Source organism: Enterococcus sp. 5B3_DIV0040, assembly GCF_002140755.1.
Taxonomy (GTDB): Bacteria; Bacillota; Bacilli; order Lactobacillales; family Enterococcaceae; genus Enterococcus_D; species Enterococcus_D casseliflavus.
The window spans coordinates 41,383-57,027 of record NZ_NGLC01000002.1; the positions used below are offsets into that span (position 1 = coordinate 41,383).

Sequence of the window (15,645 nt, forward strand, 5' to 3'; positions counted from 1 at the left end):
GACGGATAAGCAGTTTTTTTCTATTAGCCAACGGCTGAATGTTGCTTCTCTTCACGCGTCCCAGGCATTTGATTTACTCGCTGTAATTCTTTCAGCACCTGATTTTCTGCCCGCAAAAAATCCCGTTCGCTTTGGGCAGTAGCAAGCTTTCCTTGATAAACTAAGACTTCTTCTTGGTAGGTTTTGGCGGTCTTTTGGACTTCTTCTTCTAACTGATCGATTTTATGGGTCAATTCTTGATTGATCTGTTCATATTTTAGGTAAAGCTTCTGGGCATTTTCGATATTCGTTTGTTCCAAATTCGCTTTGCTGGATACTCGGGTAGCCAAATAAGTAAGTACACCAGTAATGAGTGACGGCAAGACAACTGTTACGATCGATGTATCCATGATCCTCCCCCATTCTTTTGATACGATTCATATCATCTGTTTCCAGTATAAAAGATACGATTCGTATCGTCAACTGATGTGATATTTTTTATATCAAATAATACAAAAATAGATACAAATTATATCAAACGTGCTATACTACAAAAAAGGAGGCGATCACTCATGCTTGGCGAACGGCTAAGAACACTCAGACTACGAACCAATCAAACCCAACAGCAGATCGCAGATCAGCTGGGAATCACCCGCGCAGCCTATTCTCATTTCGAAAATGATCGTAACGAACCCGATGGCGAGACCATCGTCAAACTCGCGGAGATTTTTCAAGTATCCACCGATTTTTTATTAGGCAGACAAGTCCCGGCAGGCTTTACGCAGCCCTCTGCAAAAGTTCAAACCGTTGCGGCCCATATTGATGATGACGTCACCGATGAGCAGATGGAAGATATCCTCAGCTATATTGAATTTATAAAACAGCGGCACGCCCAAAAGGAATGATGGAAATGGATAAAGTAGAAGAACTGATGGCCGCCTACCCAGACTTGCACTTTATTTTCGATAAAAATATGCCTGATGGTCAGCAAGGATTGTACATCGATCACCATATTTACTTGAACCCTGACCAATCACAAGAAGACCTCTTGAGCACCATCGGTGAAGAAATCGGTCATTATCTGACCAGTGCTGGCGACATTACCGCCCAAGATACCAACGAAAAGCGCAAACAAGAACGCAAAGCCCGCGACATTGGTTCTGCGATCGTGGTCACGCCCTATGATATCATCGCTTGTTTTGAAGAAGGCTGCAAAACATTGGCGGCATGCGCTGATTTTTTAGGGGTTCCCCCACAAACCTTCAAAGACGCGGTCACCTATTATGCCCGCCGCTTTGACGGTATCAAAACCGAAGAAAATTATACCTTGTTTTTTCATATCGACGGCACGATTGAAGTTGTCAAAACCTTTGGCAATCAAGGCTAAGCCTTTTTCACACAAAAACAGACGTTCCTTTCCTGCTGCTAAAGGCAGCGTTGACGGAACGTCTGTTTTTATCCTTGCATGTTGACCCGCATCAATACACGGTTCGGTCGATAGTTTTCTGAGGATTGATGAACCAATGCACCTTCCTCAAAACGATACAAATTGTATCCATAGCGTTCTTCAAAACGGACCATTCCATCGCCTTCATCTTCCCCGACAAACGACATACTTGCCACAGTATAGTAAGGAATCCCTGCGATCGTTCCCGTAAACGCATGATGGGTATGTCCACTGAGAATACAAGAGATTTGATACTGCTGCAATAATGCCACCAAACGATTGGCACCGGCCCATGCCGGCGTGCTTGCTTGGTCGGGCAACAAATGATGGTGCGTCACAAAAACGATTTTTTTCTCTTTGAGCTGCGCCAGCGTGGCTTGCAGCCATTCAAACTGTCGCTCATCTACGATACCGTCGGCATAGCCATAGCAGGAATTATCGAAAGTCACGATCGCCAATGTCTCCGTTTCATAGACTTGATTAAAAGGTGTATCACTGGCGGTTTCTACTGACTTGCCTTGCCAGCCTTGGCGAAAATGCCGTTTGATATCATGATTACCTAGCGTTACTACGATGGGCACTGAGCCAAAGGCTTTTTCTAAATACTGCTTCAAAGAGGCATAGTCGGCAGGCGCGCCATCTTCGGTCAAATCGCCGCTGATCACCACCAAATCGATCGCTGCTCGCGCCTTGGCATCTTGGATACACTCTTCAAGAGGAATCAAGGGATTTTGCATGGCTGCCAGCATTCCTTGATACCCTTCTTCACAAGGCAGGTAACTTTCTCGAAAGTGGATATCTGATATATGCAATACATTCATAGGTTTATCTCAATTTCTTTCTGATGATTCCAGTCAACTGGTCTAATAAGAAGACGGTCACAACGACGCCCAACAAAATAATACTTACCTTGCTCCAGGTTCTGGTTTGAATAGCAAAAATCAATGGTGCACCGATCCCGCCAGCACCGACTAACCCTAACGTTGCCGCACTGCGGACCGCAATTTCAAAATGATTCAATGCAAAGGAACTATAGATGGGTGCTAAGTAAGGGACCCGCACGAAAAACATCGTCTGCCAAAAATTGGCACCGACGGCTTGCATCTCTTCCGTCAAGCGCTCATCCATGGCTTCCATTTCTTCGGTAAACAACTTGCCTAGCATACCGATCTGGTGGACACCGATCGCCATAACTCCAGCAAAAGGTCCTGGACCTACCACACGGACAAAAATAATCGCATAAACCAGCTCGGGAAATGCCCGCAAGATATTGCAGATCATTTTGCCGATTTTTGCGACCCAGGGTGTCGAGGTCCATAGGTTGGCGGCACTCAGCAAGGTCACTGGAATCGCGCAGACTGTTGCGATCATCGTTCCTAGACAAGCGATCCCGATCGTCAGTAACAACAAGCTCCACAGATCTTCCCCACTGCCGTCATAAAAGAAAGACCAGTCTGGCTGACTCAGCCCTTGCAAGACATCTCTTCCCATCGCTAAGGAAAAGGTGCTTAATCCAGAATAATCCAGCGTCGCAGCAGATAAAACTAGTAAGACAGCAAAGAGCCCCCATAACAGCCAAGTCGTTTTCTTCACTTCTCTGATCATCATAGGAAAGACCTCCTTACCCGCTCACTGAGAAAATCAACGATCGCTACCGTCAGCAAAATCGTCAAGATAATGATCGAGACCCGCTCATAATTCAACAATGCCAATGAGGCGTTCAAGATGACCCCGATCCCGCCGGCACCCACATACCCTAACACCGTCGAAGCTCGAACATTGACTTCAAAGGCATAAAAAGTATAGCTGGCAAACTGGCTGATGACTTGGGGAATGATCGCCCAAACGGTCACTTGAAATTTATTCGCTCCTACCGCCGCTGCTGCTTCAATCGGCGCAAAATCAATGGTTTCGATCGCTTGGAACATCAACTGTGAAACCATACCAAAGGTAAAGACCGCAATGGTCAAAACACCAGTGGCTTCACCGATCCCAAAAATCGCTACGAACAATGCCGCCAACAATAGATTGGGGATCGTCCGCACCAGCCCTAAGAGAAAACGCATCGGCACCGAGACCCCACGGCTTTCTGTCACGACTGTTGTCGCCAACAGACTCACCGGTATCGCTGCGACTACTCCTAAAACGGTGCCTAAAAAGGACATCTGCAATGTCTTGATCAAGGGCATCATCAGTTGCGGTAGATAACTAAAGTCTGGGTGCAAAAAGCGAGCCATGAATGCCGTCATCTGGCTGCGATTCGACCACACTTGTGCAAAATCAGCCCCTGTGATCCAGGCACTACTTTGAAAAAAGAGCAGCAATAAAAGAACCAGCAGCAGGTGTTTGTACCAATTAAAATGAACTGTTTCTTTCAGTTTCATCGATTTCTCCTGCCTTTTCTTCAAAAATTGCTTTGCCATAGATTTGTTCTAAACGCTGATCTGTCAAAGCGGCTGCGTTGCCGTCAAAAACGATCGCACCTGCTTTTAAGGCAATGATCCTTGTCGCATACTGACGAGCCAAGGGAATCGAATGCAGATTGATGACAATCGTTTTTCCCATTTCTTGATTGATCTTCTTCAGATCCTCCATCACTTTCTCTGTCGTGATGGGATCTAGTGATGCCACAGGTTCATCTGCTAAAATCACCGGCGCTTGTTGGACCAAGGCACGGGCGATGGATACCCGCTGCTGTTGCCCCCCACTCAACTGGTCGCTTCTCGTTTGCAGTTTGTCTGACAAGCCGACAGTCGCTAGCGCTTCTTTCGTTCTTTCGTAGTCTTCTTTCGTAAACAACCCTAAAATACTTTTCCAGGTCCCGTAATACCCCAAACGCCCAGACAAAACATTTTTTTGAACGGTACTGCGTTTGACCAAATTGAAGCTTTGCGAGATCAATCCGATTTGTCGACGAATCAAGCGCAATTCTTTTTTATTGGCTTTCGTGACTGATTTGCCGTCTACCCGGATATCTCCTTCAGTGATTGGCACTAAGCGATTGATCGAGCGTAAAAAGGTACTCTTACCAGCACCGCTCAAGCCAATGATGGCCACAAATTCACCTTGCTCAATCGTCACATCTATGTTCTGTAATCCTTTGACCCCATTTGGGTAGACTTTGGATACATTCTCAAAAGTTATCATCTGTTTTCTCCATTATGTAGGGACCGCGGCAAAGTTTCCCCAATCGGTCACGGTCTATTTCACTAAAAAATGCACTGGTACTGCGTATTCCACCTATTCCCCTAGTAAATCGCTGCACATCTCCGTGTCCCGTTATCCTTCTACCGCAATCCCTGATTTTTTACTCTGCTGCTCGTTGTGTATAATCGCGAATGGTATCGTAAGCAGAATCTGCTGCTTCTTCATACCCTTGGTGTCCCCACAAGCTCATTGCTTCGGCACCCTCTTCATCATCTGCCATGTTCAAGAACACTTCTTTGATCTGCTCTTTTAGTTCAGCATCCATTGATGGTTGGACGGCAATGGCGTCATTTGGAATATCCCCTTCAGTCAAGTAAAGGACTTTTAGGTCTTTGAATAAATCGTTGTCTGGAAAGCTTGATGCAAAGACATTTCGTGCCCCTTGGAACACAAAGGCGGCATCCATCTGACCATTCAAGACTGCAGTGATCTCACTTGGAATATCATTCACCGTCGTTAATGTAGCATCCGTCGTTGGATCAACTCCTGCATCTTTCAACTCGGCAACTGGGTAAATATAGCCGCTGGCAGAGTTTGGACTCAATGTGGCGATTTTTTTCCCTTTTAAGTCCGTCAATTCTGTCATGTCGCTATCCGCACGGACCAAGATTTCCCCTTTGAAGGTATTGGTTTTTTCCCCTTCTAATGGCAAGCCCGTCTCTGGATCATAAGCACCTAATTGAGAAGTCAAAATCGCTTCAGCTGCATCCATGTCTTTGGCTTGAACATAAGCGGCTGGCGGCATGATCCCTAAATCAACTTGTCCAGAAGCCATCGCTTCTACGATCGTCGAATAATCCGTTGCTAACGTTACTTCTACTTCACGGTCTAATTTTTTTGATAAATACTCAGCAAACGGTTTTGCTTGGGCTTGCATCGAGCCGTCATTATTGGTCGGTACGAATTGTACCACCAGCTTTTCTTTTTCGGCTGCGGCACTGCTGTCGCTGCTGCTGCTCCCATTCCCACAGCCGGTCAATGCGGCAACTAACGCAATTCCTAACATTCCTTTAACAATTCGTTTCAATGGCATTTTTTCTCCTCCTAATGGTTTGACGCTTTCTTACATTCAAATCATACCAAGTATCCCATCAAAATGAAGTGACACATGTCCTATTTTACCTTATTTTTACATACAATTTACATTAGATTTTATTTATCGTTCGTGTTGAGTCGAAAGGGGAACTAAGCTATACTTAAAGAAAACCATTCAGGAGTGGCTGATTTCCATGAAAAAAATCGATGATACCGTACGCCTCAGTAATTACATTGACACCTTCGATCTGCAATCTTATATGGACAATGATTTGTTAGCGATGGCCACTTTGCATTCCTTTGAAAAAGAAGAGCACCTGATTCGAACGGGTACGCCTTCTGAATACTTGTATTTTCTCGTAGAAGGAACCGTGATGGTCTATTCCTTCTCTTCGGATACCCAAACGATTTGTATTGATTACGCCAAGCCAGCTGCACCTTTAGGAGAAGCTTCCTCTTTATGGGAACTCTTGCCGAAAAGCAGTGTCAAAGCCGCTTCTGCTTGCGTCTGTGTCTGCATCCCTTTGAATCGCTACCGCAACACCTTGCAACAAGACGTCCGCTTTTTGCAAACCATCTGTCAGTTGCTCAGTTCCCGCTTGAATTCGGGGATCAACTTAGCGAATTCATTGACGGAACCTGTAGAGACACGGTTGGCCAAATTTATTCTTGCGCATCAAGAAAATCAACACTTCTCCTTCCAGTTGACCACCTGTGCGGCGATCTTGAATGTCAGCTATCGCCACCTGCTGCGAACCTTTACCAGCTTTCGAGAAGACAAGCTGATTGAAAAACAAAAACAGGGCTATGCAATTCTCGATTTCCCCGCTTTAGAGTCGCTTGCCGAAAATTTAAGCCATGTGTAAGGATCAGTTCCCAAGAATGTTCGGGTTTTCCCTGAGTAGGCATTCCTGATGTTGGTCTTGCTCTTAACTCGCGCTGTGACAAGCGTTTGCCACCGTGTCAGGCAAGCGAGAAGGGCAACTGCGCCTTATTTTCTTACAAAAAACCCGATCCTTGCTGATATTCAGTCGAGGATCGGGTTTCTTTTGCTTATTTCACGATGGCTAAGAAGTCTTCTCCTTGCAAGACATCGGTTTGGTTCATATCCATCACATCTAAATATTGCGGGGTGTTCGTCACAACGATCGGTGTGATCGTGGATAAGCCAGCTGCTTTGATCGTATCTAGATCAAACTTCACTAACAAATCGCCGCGTTTGACTTGATCGTCTTGTTTAACAAAGACCTCAAAGCCTTTGCCGTCTAGTTCCACAGTATCCATACCAATATGCATCAAGACTTCGGCTCCATCCGTGGTGGTCAAACCAACGGCATGGCCAGTAGGAAAGAGCGTCGTGATGGTGCCATCTGCTGGCGCATATAAAGCCCCGACGGTCGGTTCGATAGCGATACCTTTTCCTAATGCACCAGAAGAAAAGACTTGGTCTTTGACTTCTGCTAAGGGAACCACTTTGCCTTCTAACGGACTGCTGAGGATCACTCGTTCTTTAGACGAACTCTCTGTGGGTGCTGCTGGCTCTTTTGCTGGTGCTGCACTGGCATCAGTTGCTGGCTGATCTTCAAAACGTAAGAAGAAGGTCAAGACAAACGCTGCGCCAAAAGCGATAGCCGTGCCGATCGAAGCTGCGATCAGACCACTTAGATCTTTCGTATCTTGTGGGATAAAGGACGGCAGACTTAGTAAGCTGACTAACCCAAAGGTATAGTTTTCGACTTGGCTGAAGCCAATGAAGGCACCACCGAGGGCACCACTGATACACGCGGCGATAAATGGTTTTTTCAATGGCAAAGTCACCCCGTACACCGTCGGTTCTGTGATCCCAAAAATTGAGGTGATTGTTGAAGAAAGGGCCAAGCCTTTCAATTTCACATTTTTTGTCATAAAGAACACTGCTAGCGCTGCACCCCCTTGAGAAAGGACAGCTGGCAATAGCATTGGTACCATGGTATCGACACCAGTTTGGCTGAGATTCAACATGATGATCGGTACAAAGCCCCAGTGCATGCCAAACATCACAAAGACTTGCCATAAACCACCCATGACAGCCCCAGCGATCAGTGGGCTGAAGTGGTAAATGCTGTCATAGGCACTACCTAACAAGTTTCCTAAAATCGTTCCTAGTGGACCGACGACAATAAAGGTCAATGGCGCCATGATCAAGAAGACCGCTAAAGGCACACAGATGATCTGTAAGAAGCTAGGAATGACTTTTTTAAAGAAACGCTCCACATAGCTTTGTAAAAAGACCGCTAATATAATCGGAATGACGGAAGACGTATAAGCACTCGCACCAATAATGACCGGAAGGCCTAAGAAACTCAAGGTTTGCCCAGCTAAAGCGGTGATGTCTGGATGAACCAACGCCATCGCTAAGGAAACCGCTAGAAATTCATTGGTACGAAACTTCTTCGCTGCAGTAAAAGCCAACATCACTGGTAAATAGGTAAATAACCCATCGGCAATCGCATACAATACGGTGTAGACCCCAGAATCAGCCGCTAACCAATTCAAGGTGACTGCCAGCGTCAAGAATCCTTTTAAGACCCCGGCACCTGCCATTGCGCCTAAAAATGGCGTAAAGATCGACGAAATAATATCCACCAGTTGATTCAACAAATTGCCTTTGTCGCCTTTGCTGTCTGCTTCGCCATCAAAGTTCGCTACTCCATTCAATTCACGGTAAACGTCACTGACATGACTGCCGATCACCACTTGGTATTGTCCGCCGCTTTGAACGACTTGGATCACATCGTCGTCTTGATTCAAGCGTGCCGTATCCGCTTTGTGCTCATCTTTTAATTTGAAACGCAAGCGGGTCGCACAATGCACCACGCTGTTGACATTTTCTTTGCCGCCCACCGCATCAAGGACGCGAACGGCAATTTCTTTATTTGAACTCATTTTTTCAACACTCCTTTTTTTTATAAAAAAACCCAGATTGAAAAAACGACCGTCTAACGAGTTTTTTCCTCGCTGACTGTTGTCTTTTCAATCTGGGTATTGCCTGCCTGACAGTAACAATCCGTTAATGATTGAATGTTAATTGGTTTGATCATTGACGACACGTTCGATGTGGATCGTTAAGTAGATCATTTCTGATTCACCGATCGATTTGTCGTAGGTTTTGATCAAGTACTCGTTGATCCGTTGGACCGTTTGAAACGCTTTAGGGTACTTCGATTGCACAAGGGCAAATAAAAACTCATCTTTTTCCCCTGAAAGTTCATCGCTTAAATAACGCTGCGCAAAATACTGCAAATGCGTGGTGATCCGTTGATAATTCAAGGAATCTGGGTTAAAGACTCGTCCATAAAAGCGACTGATGATCGCCAGTACGTCACGTACGATTTCTACCGCTTGCATCGTGGTTTCCATCGTGCCATTGGCTTGTTCGCTATTGACGATATGAAAGGCGATAAAGCCGATCTCCGATTCTGGCAATGTAATCCCGAAGACTTTTTCAAAATAAGCAACGGCATCTGCTGCAACCGCATACTCTTTCGGATAAAACTTGCGGGTCTCAAACAACAATGGATTCGGCAGCTCAATGCCTTCACGTGCCCGAACCAGCGCATAATGGATATGGTCGGTCAGGGTCAAATAAATATTTGGCGACAGCTCGATCCCCAAGGATGCTTCCGCATCATCCACCACTTGCTTGACAGCTTCGACTTCTTCCACAGGAATGTCTGAAAACAATTGCTGAAACTGATTTGCAGTAAAGGTATCCTTTAACACAAATTCTTTTTCGACAAAGGCTTCATCCACTGGATCGCCGACTTTTTTCTTAAACGCAATGCCGCGACCCATATAGATCACTTCCTGACCGGCATCATTGGTCGAGATGACGACATTATTATTTAAAATTTTTCCAATAATCATCGCTTTCCCTCACTCCAAAATAAAAAAACCTAGAATCTCCCCGTTAGCGCGCTGCGGTCAATTCTGGTTTTGCCTGCCGAACAGTAACAATCCTTGTAACTGAAAGAATAATAACACACCCCTGTGGCAGATGCAACCCTTTTCAAGCAGAATTTCTACAACGGGTTTTTCCTTTGTTATACCATTGAAGGGTTCTCCTTGCAACATCCTTCACTACCTAAAATGCTTTGTTTTTTAATAAAAAAAGGAACGGCCCAGCTGCAGCCATTCCTGATGTATCAAAGTTGCTTTCTTTGCTGTCCCATGCGCCGCTCTTTCATCGCCGTTCCTAACGTACCATAGGTGAAGACAGCGATCCCCAGCCAAATAAACGCAAAGGCGGAAAATTGGGCCAGTGAATAGGTTTCGTGAAACAAAAAGATGGCTAACAAAAGCATGATTGTCGGGTTGACGTATTGAATAAACCCAAGCGTAATGTAAGAAACATTTTTCGCGGCTTCCGCAAACAGAAGCAGCGGAATAGCCGTCACGATCCCAGCACCCATCAATAAGAGATTGGTTTGCAAGGGATAATTCATAAAGCCGACGGTTGAAAATCCTAAAATATACACGAGCGCAAAGGGGAAAATCACCATCGTTTCGATCGTTAACCCAGTAACCGAACTAATGGGGATCCTTTTTTTGATCAAGCCATACGTACTAAAGGAAAAGGCCATGATCAGTGAGGCATAAGGAATCGTTCCTGTTTGGATCGATAATAAGATCACCCCGATACTTGCCAGCAGACACGCCAGCATGCCAGTACGACTAAGATGTTCCTTCAAAAAAACGGTCGCTAACAAGACATTGACAAGCGGATTAATATAATAGCCTAAGCTGGCTTGCATCACGTGGCCCGCACTCACCGCGAAGATAAAGGTGAACCAGTTGATGGAGATCAGCACAGAAGCTAAAACGATCAGTCCAGCAAATGCTTTGTTCTTCCACAGCAGACGCGCTTCTTGTAAAAATTGCGTTTTCTTCCCAGAAAGCACGATAAACAACACCATAAAAACAAAGGACCACACGATTCGGTAGCACATCGTTGCTAATGGCGAAACCCCAACGATTATTTTCCAATATAGTGTGACCAAGCCCCACAAGACATAGGCAGACAATCCAAAATAAACGCCTTTATTCTTCATTTTCTCCCTGATTTTTTTCCATTAAAGCAAGCCTTTAATGAAAAAAAATACTCCTCCTAAACCATAAGTTATCTTATTATATCGAATTTTTTGGTTTTTCATAGAGTTTCATGAAATAAATCAAGAAAAGCACCCTTCAAAGAAAGGTGCCCCTCTTTATTCCAGTGGTTCTTCTGCCCCTTCTAGCCAAACGGCTTCTGGCTTCTGATCACGAATCAAGAATAGCCCCGTTGCAAACAGCAGTCCAGAAGCGATCGTCATCAATAAGAAAGAAACATTCATCCCATGAAGCAGTGCACTTGTTCCTGTTAAGGTCGTGCTTTTTTGCGCCACACTATTCATGATCCCGACAAATAGTGCTGTCCCGATGGCGCCTGCCACAGTCCGCAAAGAAGTCAATAACGCTGTTCCATGCGCCGTCAGCTGCGGCGGAATATTTTTATTTCCCCATGTCACGAAGGGCATCAACAAACAACCTGTGGCGGCACAGCGCAGCATGTTCAAAACCACTGCTACCCAAATACCCGTGTGCATATGGATAAAATACATGCCGATGTTGCTCAAGACCAGTGAGCCGCCGCCAAAAAGCGTCAACAAACGGATGCCGACTTTGTCATAGATTCGCCCAGCCACGGGACTTAAGAAAGCCGAGACCAGAGAGCCTGGCAAAACGACTAATCCCGAAATCGTCGCTGATTTGCCTAAAATCGACTGCACGTATAGCGGCATCAGCATCGCCGAACCCATCAAGACCAAGTAAAGCATGATACTGCCAAAGACACTGATGGCATACTCTTTTGTTTTTAAGACCCGCAGATCCAAAAATGGAGTTTCCGCTCTTAACTGACGGAAGACAAAGAAGATCCCTGCTACCAAACCGAGCCCTAAGGTTCCTAAAACGGGTAAGCTGAAAAAGCCATAGCTGCCGATATTGCCAAAACCTAAAGTAATCCCACCAAAGGCGAAGGCACTCAAAACAAAAGAGGTCTGATCAAATTTGCTGTTGCTTACTGGCAACACATCATCAAAAACCTTTATGGCCCAAATCAGTGAAATCAAAACGATCACGGCAACGATATAAAAAATCGCATGCCAGTTCAAGCGGTCCACGATCACCCCAGCAAGAGTCGGTGCGATCACGGGTGCCGCGGTGATCGATAGTCCATACCAGCCCATCACGACACCGATACGATTGATCGGATAGATCGATAAGAGGATCACTTGCGCCATTGCGGTCAAGATTCCATTGCCTACGGCCTGCAAAATACGAGCAAGCATCATGACTAGAAAATTGGGAGCTGCAGCACAAAGCAGCAAGCCCACCAACGCAATTCCTAAGGCAGCGAGATACAGCTTTTTGGTTGCCACACGATTCATAAGATATGCCGTCAAGGGCATAACGATCGCCATCGCCAAGGAATAACCGCTAGTCAGCCATTGTCCCGTAGTGACGGAAATCTGCAGGTCAGTGACGATGGCGGGTAAAGCCGTCGTCAAGGCAGTCGCCAACATGGATACGGCAATACATGTAATCATTAAATTAATAAAAATCAGCGTCCGCTGACGTTCCGTTCGTTGGACTGTTTCACTCAATCAACGTCCGCCTCCTTCTCAAGATAAAACTGTTCGATTTTTGCTAAGGCTTGACCAAAGGCTTGTTTTTCTTCTGCCGTCAAATAGGTCAGCATTTCTTGGTGCGCCTTACTGCGTTTTTCTTTCATTCGCTGTGCCTCTTCCTTGCCTGCTTCCGTCAGCGAAATCAGATGGCTGCGTTTATCTTTCGGATCGACTTCTTTTTGGATCAGCCCTTTTTCAGCCAGTTTTTTTAGTAGCTCGCCAGTGGATGTCGAGCGAATCGCTAAATACGCGGCGAGATCTTTTTGGGTCAACGTCCCTTTTTCGTCCAATACCAGTAGGCAATTGAACTGTCCCCGACCTGGCATAAAACGCCCATATTTTTGTTCCGCATACCGCCGATTTAATTTATACACTTCAAACAATCGTTCCACGATTTCTTGTTCGGAAACCATCGACCTTCAGCTCCTTTCGCCTCTTCACTATTTAGATAGGTACCTAGTTAAAAGTCCGCTCTCCATTTTACATAGGTACCTATCTATTGTCAAGAAAGGATTGACAATGAGAGCGGGTACAGCAACCAAAAACAAAAAAAGCATTGAAACTTACGCTTCAATACTTTCCTCGTGGTTCTTTTTCTCAGCAAACTCTGCCAGCAGTTGCCGAACTTCATCCGTTGATTTAGTATTCATCAATTTTGCCCGCAAATCACTGGCTCCAGGGAAGCCTTTGACATAGATTTTAAAGAAACGATGCAATCCTGCGATCGAGCGTGGCACCATTTTGGCGTAATGGTCCTGCAAGTCTAATTGCAGCTGCAACAAGCCTAATAGCTCTTCTGAGGTATGCTCTTTCGGTTCTTTTTCAAAGGCATAGGGATTCTTGAAAATACCCCGACCGATCATGATTCCGTCTACGCCATATTTTTCTGCTAGCTCTAAACCTTTGGTACGATCAGGGATATCGCCGTTGATCGTCAGCTTCGTTTGTGGGGCGATTCTATCCCGCAAGGCAACCACTTCAGGAATCAATTCCCAATGGGCATCGACCTTGCTCATTTCTTTGCGGGTTCGCAAATGGATCGAAAGGTTGGCGATATCCTGTTGCAGGACATGGGTCAACCAAGCTTCCATCTCCCCTAGTTCGGTATAGCCCAGACGAGTCTTGACACTGACCGGCAGACCGCCAGCTTTGGCTGCTTGGATCAGCTCAGCAGCAACTTCTGGTCGCAAGATCAAGCCGCTACCTTTGCCTCGTCCAGCAACGTTCGGCACTGGACAGCCCATATTTAAGTCGATCCCTTTAAAGCCCATCTCCGCTAAGCCGATACTCATCTCACGGAAATACTCTGGCTTGTCGCCCCAAATGTGGGCCACCATCGGTTGCTCATCTTCGGTGAAGACTAAACGTCCTCGCACACTGTCGCGTCCTTCTGGATGGCAGTAACTATCGGAATTGGTAAATTCCGTAAAGAAAACATCTGGTGCGCCGGCAGCTTGAACGACATGCCGAAAAACGACATCGGTGACATCTTCCATTGGTGCTAGGATAAAAAAAGGCTTCGGCAATTCAGCCCAAAAATTTGTTGTCATGATTTACGCTCCATTTCTTTGTCCAAGGATCTTATCTTATGACCCCACTTGCAAAACAAACCCCATTATACTAAGAATGCGTCAAAGAAGCAAAAGAGCAAGATACGCGTATCAGACCTAGTACGAAATTTCCATTTAAGCTTCCCAGTCATCCTCCCATTCTTCTTCCCAATCTTCCTCTTCTTCATCCCAGTCATCCCAAGCTTCTACTTCTTTCTCCTCAGCGAAATCATCTTCGCTATCCGATACAACGTTCTTCACAAAAAGGGCTACAGAAGTATCGTCAACCATCAAACTGAGTAAAATCTGCCGCATATCTGCTTCATCTAGCTGATCCACCAGCTTCTGATAGACCTCACGGCGTCCTTTACGTTTTGGGGGAGTCAGCGGCTTATTCTTTTCTTTCGCTCTCGTATAGGCGAATAAAACAGCCGCAAGATGTTTGCAATTAAAACCAGCCGCAAAGTGAGGACAATTACAAAATTCCTCCACGACCTTGCCCTGTTTTAGCGCAATTTCTACTTCATAAAGCTCTGTGCCGAATACTTCGGCCAGAATAAGCTGATCATCCGCTCTCAGTCGCGCCACACAACCGCTTAAATAATACTCTTTTCCTCTTTCCAAAATATGGGATTCAAAATAATCTTGCCATTCTAGCATTACTTCTCTCCTCCTCATTCATTAAACTAGAGAACTATGATAGGATTTAATCGATTGCTTATTAATACTGCCGAATAACTGGCGGTTCGTAGGCTTGAATAAAGGCTTCAAGCTCCTTCGTTGTTTGCGCAAAGCCAATTTTTTCGCGATCGGCCTGCGTCAAGAACTCATTTTCCACCATATTGTCATACAAGGCTCTCGTTGCGCGGTAAAAATTGTTCACATCATAAAAAGCACACGGATTCGGGTTCTGACCGATTCTTGACCATGAGATCATCTCCGTGATTTCTTCCAGCGTACCAGGACCGCCTGGTAGTGCGACAAAGGCCTGAGATAATTCGAACATTTTCCGTTTTCTTTCTGACATCGTCTCGACGACATGGAGCTCGGTCAATCTAGGATGTGCTAGTTCCCGATCTTTTAAAAAGATTGGGATCACCCCGATCACCTGACCGCCATTTTCTAAGACAGCATCTGCCAATACGCCCATCAAGCCCGCTTTTCCGCCACCATAAACCAGCGTATTTTTTCGTGAGGCGATCCACTGCCCCAATTCTTGGGCGGCTGTTGCAAAACTAGGTTCATTACCGACACTGGCACCACAATAGACTGCAATTTTCATAAAACTCTCCATCATCCTTCTCAATCATTTTGAAATAGTATATCATGATTCTGATAAAGGTTCTGGGAAAGGATGGAAAAAAATTTATGAACATTGAGGAGTATCAACGATTTATCAGTGACTTCTACAAAGCCCGCAACTGGTATCAGTACGATCCGTTTATTCGGGCGAATTTTTTAGCAGAGGAAGTCGGTGAAGTGAGCCGTGCCATTCGGACATTGGAGATCGGTCGCGACCGTCCCGATGAACAAGAAGGCTTGCCAGAAGAAAAACTGGCAAACCTGACGGAAGAATTGGGTGATGTACTGGATAACTTATTTATTCTCGCCGATAAATATGATATTTCTCTAGAAACGATCATGCAAAAACACAAAGAGAAGCTATTATCTCGCTATCAAATGGACCACGTGACAGAAAAAAACAGCTAACGGGCTACTT

The 15,645-nt window shown here is 45.5% G+C and carries 18 protein-coding genes; 4 read left to right on the forward strand and 14 right to left on the reverse strand.

The annotated features are described in order from the left end of the window. Positions 1-23: 23 nt before the first annotated feature. Positions 24-389, reverse strand: a complete 366-nt coding sequence (locus tag A5883_RS12500; protein ID WP_086338760.1) for a hypothetical protein — start codon at positions 387-389, stop codon at positions 24-26. Between the two features lie 162 nt (positions 390-551). On the opposite strand from A5883_RS12500, the gene A5883_RS12505 reads away from it, so the two are divergent. Both A5883_RS12505 and A5883_RS12510 read left to right on the forward strand, forming a co-directional pair. After that, entirely contained in the window at positions 552-884 is a 333-nt protein-coding gene (locus tag A5883_RS12505) for a helix-turn-helix domain-containing protein (protein WP_015510522.1), read from the forward strand. Positions 885-889: 5 nt separating this feature from the next. Beyond that, the gene (locus A5883_RS12510; RefSeq protein WP_034858679.1) at positions 890-1,366 is read left to right on the forward strand and encodes an ImmA/IrrE family metallo-endopeptidase; all 477 of its coding nucleotides are present in this window, start codon (positions 890-892) and stop codon (positions 1,364-1,366) included. Between the two features lie 68 nt (positions 1,367-1,434). Here A5883_RS12510 and A5883_RS12515 read toward each other — a convergent pair whose 3' ends face one another. The 5 genes from A5883_RS12515 to A5883_RS12535 form a co-directional block, all read right to left on the reverse strand. After that, positions 1,435-2,247 carry a metallophosphoesterase family protein gene (locus tag A5883_RS12515; RefSeq protein ID WP_010748973.1) on the reverse strand — a complete coding sequence of 271 codons (813 nt, stop codon included), beginning with the start codon at positions 2,245-2,247 and terminating at the stop codon, positions 1,435-1,437. A 4-nt stretch (positions 2,248-2,251) separates the two neighbouring features. Next, positions 2,252-3,034: a phosphonate ABC transporter, permease protein PhnE gene (gene phnE, locus A5883_RS12520; RefSeq protein ID WP_010748972.1), complete on the reverse strand. Its 783-nt coding sequence runs from the start codon at positions 3,032-3,034 to the stop codon at positions 2,252-2,254. Continuing rightward, the gene (phnE, locus tag A5883_RS12525; RefSeq protein ID WP_086338761.1) at positions 3,031-3,810 is read right to left on the reverse strand and encodes a phosphonate ABC transporter, permease protein PhnE; all 780 of its coding nucleotides are present in this window, start codon (positions 3,808-3,810) and stop codon (positions 3,031-3,033) included. Before phnE (A5883_RS12525) ends, phnE (A5883_RS12520) begins: the two co-directional genes overlap by 4 nt. Beyond that, positions 3,782-4,573: a phosphonate ABC transporter ATP-binding protein gene (gene phnC, locus A5883_RS12530; protein WP_005230661.1), complete on the reverse strand. Its 792-nt coding sequence runs from the start codon at positions 4,571-4,573 to the stop codon at positions 3,782-3,784. Before phnC ends, phnE (A5883_RS12525) begins: the two co-directional genes overlap by 29 nt. Positions 4,574-4,733: 160 nt before the next feature. After that, entirely contained in the window at positions 4,734-5,666 is a 933-nt protein-coding gene (locus tag A5883_RS12535) for a phosphate/phosphite/phosphonate ABC transporter substrate-binding protein (protein ID WP_086338762.1), read from the reverse strand. A 196-nt stretch (positions 5,667-5,862) separates the two neighbouring features. Between A5883_RS12535 and A5883_RS12540 the strand changes: the two genes are divergently transcribed. Beyond that, a complete protein-coding gene (locus A5883_RS12540) occupies positions 5,863-6,534 on the forward strand; it encodes a cyclic nucleotide-binding domain-containing protein (RefSeq protein ID WP_086338763.1) in 672 nt (223 codons plus the stop codon). A 187-nt stretch (positions 6,535-6,721) separates the two neighbouring features. Here the strand turns inward: A5883_RS12540 and A5883_RS12545 are convergent, their stop codons facing one another. The 8 genes from A5883_RS12545 to A5883_RS12580 form a co-directional block, all read right to left on the reverse strand. Then, positions 6,722-8,593 carry a beta-glucoside-specific PTS transporter subunit IIABC gene (locus tag A5883_RS12545; RefSeq protein WP_086338764.1) on the reverse strand — a complete coding sequence of 624 codons (1,872 nt, stop codon included), beginning with the start codon at positions 8,591-8,593 and terminating at the stop codon, positions 6,722-6,724. Between the two features lie 138 nt (positions 8,594-8,731). After that, positions 8,732-9,574: a BglG family transcription antiterminator LicT gene (licT, locus tag A5883_RS12550; protein ID WP_016608476.1), complete on the reverse strand. Its 843-nt coding sequence runs from the start codon at positions 9,572-9,574 to the stop codon at positions 8,732-8,734. A gap of 278 nt (positions 9,575-9,852) precedes the next feature. Then, positions 9,853-10,758, reverse strand: coding sequence for an EamA family transporter RarD (gene rarD, locus A5883_RS12555; protein ID WP_086338765.1), 906 nt, complete (start codon positions 10,756-10,758; stop codon positions 9,853-9,855). Between the two features lie 156 nt (positions 10,759-10,914). Further along, positions 10,915-12,351, reverse strand: coding sequence for an MDR family MFS transporter (locus A5883_RS12560; protein ID WP_254777721.1), 1,437 nt, complete (start codon positions 12,349-12,351; stop codon positions 10,915-10,917). Beyond that, complete coding sequence (locus tag A5883_RS12565) at positions 12,348-12,788, reverse strand: MarR family winged helix-turn-helix transcriptional regulator (RefSeq protein WP_005230651.1); 441 nt, start codon at positions 12,786-12,788, stop codon at positions 12,348-12,350. The genes A5883_RS12560 and A5883_RS12565 overlap by 4 nt, the downstream gene beginning before the upstream one ends. 150 nt (positions 12,789-12,938) lie before the next feature. Further along, the gene (locus A5883_RS12570; RefSeq protein ID WP_005230648.1) at positions 12,939-13,925 is read right to left on the reverse strand and encodes a tRNA dihydrouridine synthase; all 987 of its coding nucleotides are present in this window, start codon (positions 13,923-13,925) and stop codon (positions 12,939-12,941) included. Positions 13,926-14,060: 135 nt separating this feature from the next. Continuing rightward, positions 14,061-14,585 carry an SWIM zinc finger family protein gene (locus A5883_RS12575; RefSeq protein WP_074934166.1) on the reverse strand — a complete coding sequence of 175 codons (525 nt, stop codon included), beginning with the start codon at positions 14,583-14,585 and terminating at the stop codon, positions 14,061-14,063. Positions 14,586-14,646: 61 nt separating this feature from the next. Next, on the reverse strand, positions 14,647-15,207 hold the full coding sequence (locus A5883_RS12580; protein ID WP_176324005.1) for a TIGR00730 family Rossman fold protein: 561 nt from the start codon (positions 15,205-15,207) through the stop codon (positions 14,647-14,649). 86 nt (positions 15,208-15,293) lie between these two features. Here A5883_RS12580 and A5883_RS12585 point away from each other — a divergent pair, with 86 nt between their 5' ends. Continuing rightward, on the forward strand, positions 15,294-15,635 hold the full coding sequence (locus A5883_RS12585; protein WP_015510530.1) for a MazG nucleotide pyrophosphohydrolase domain-containing protein: 342 nt from the start codon (positions 15,294-15,296) through the stop codon (positions 15,633-15,635). Positions 15,636-15,645 lie beyond the last annotated feature (10 nt).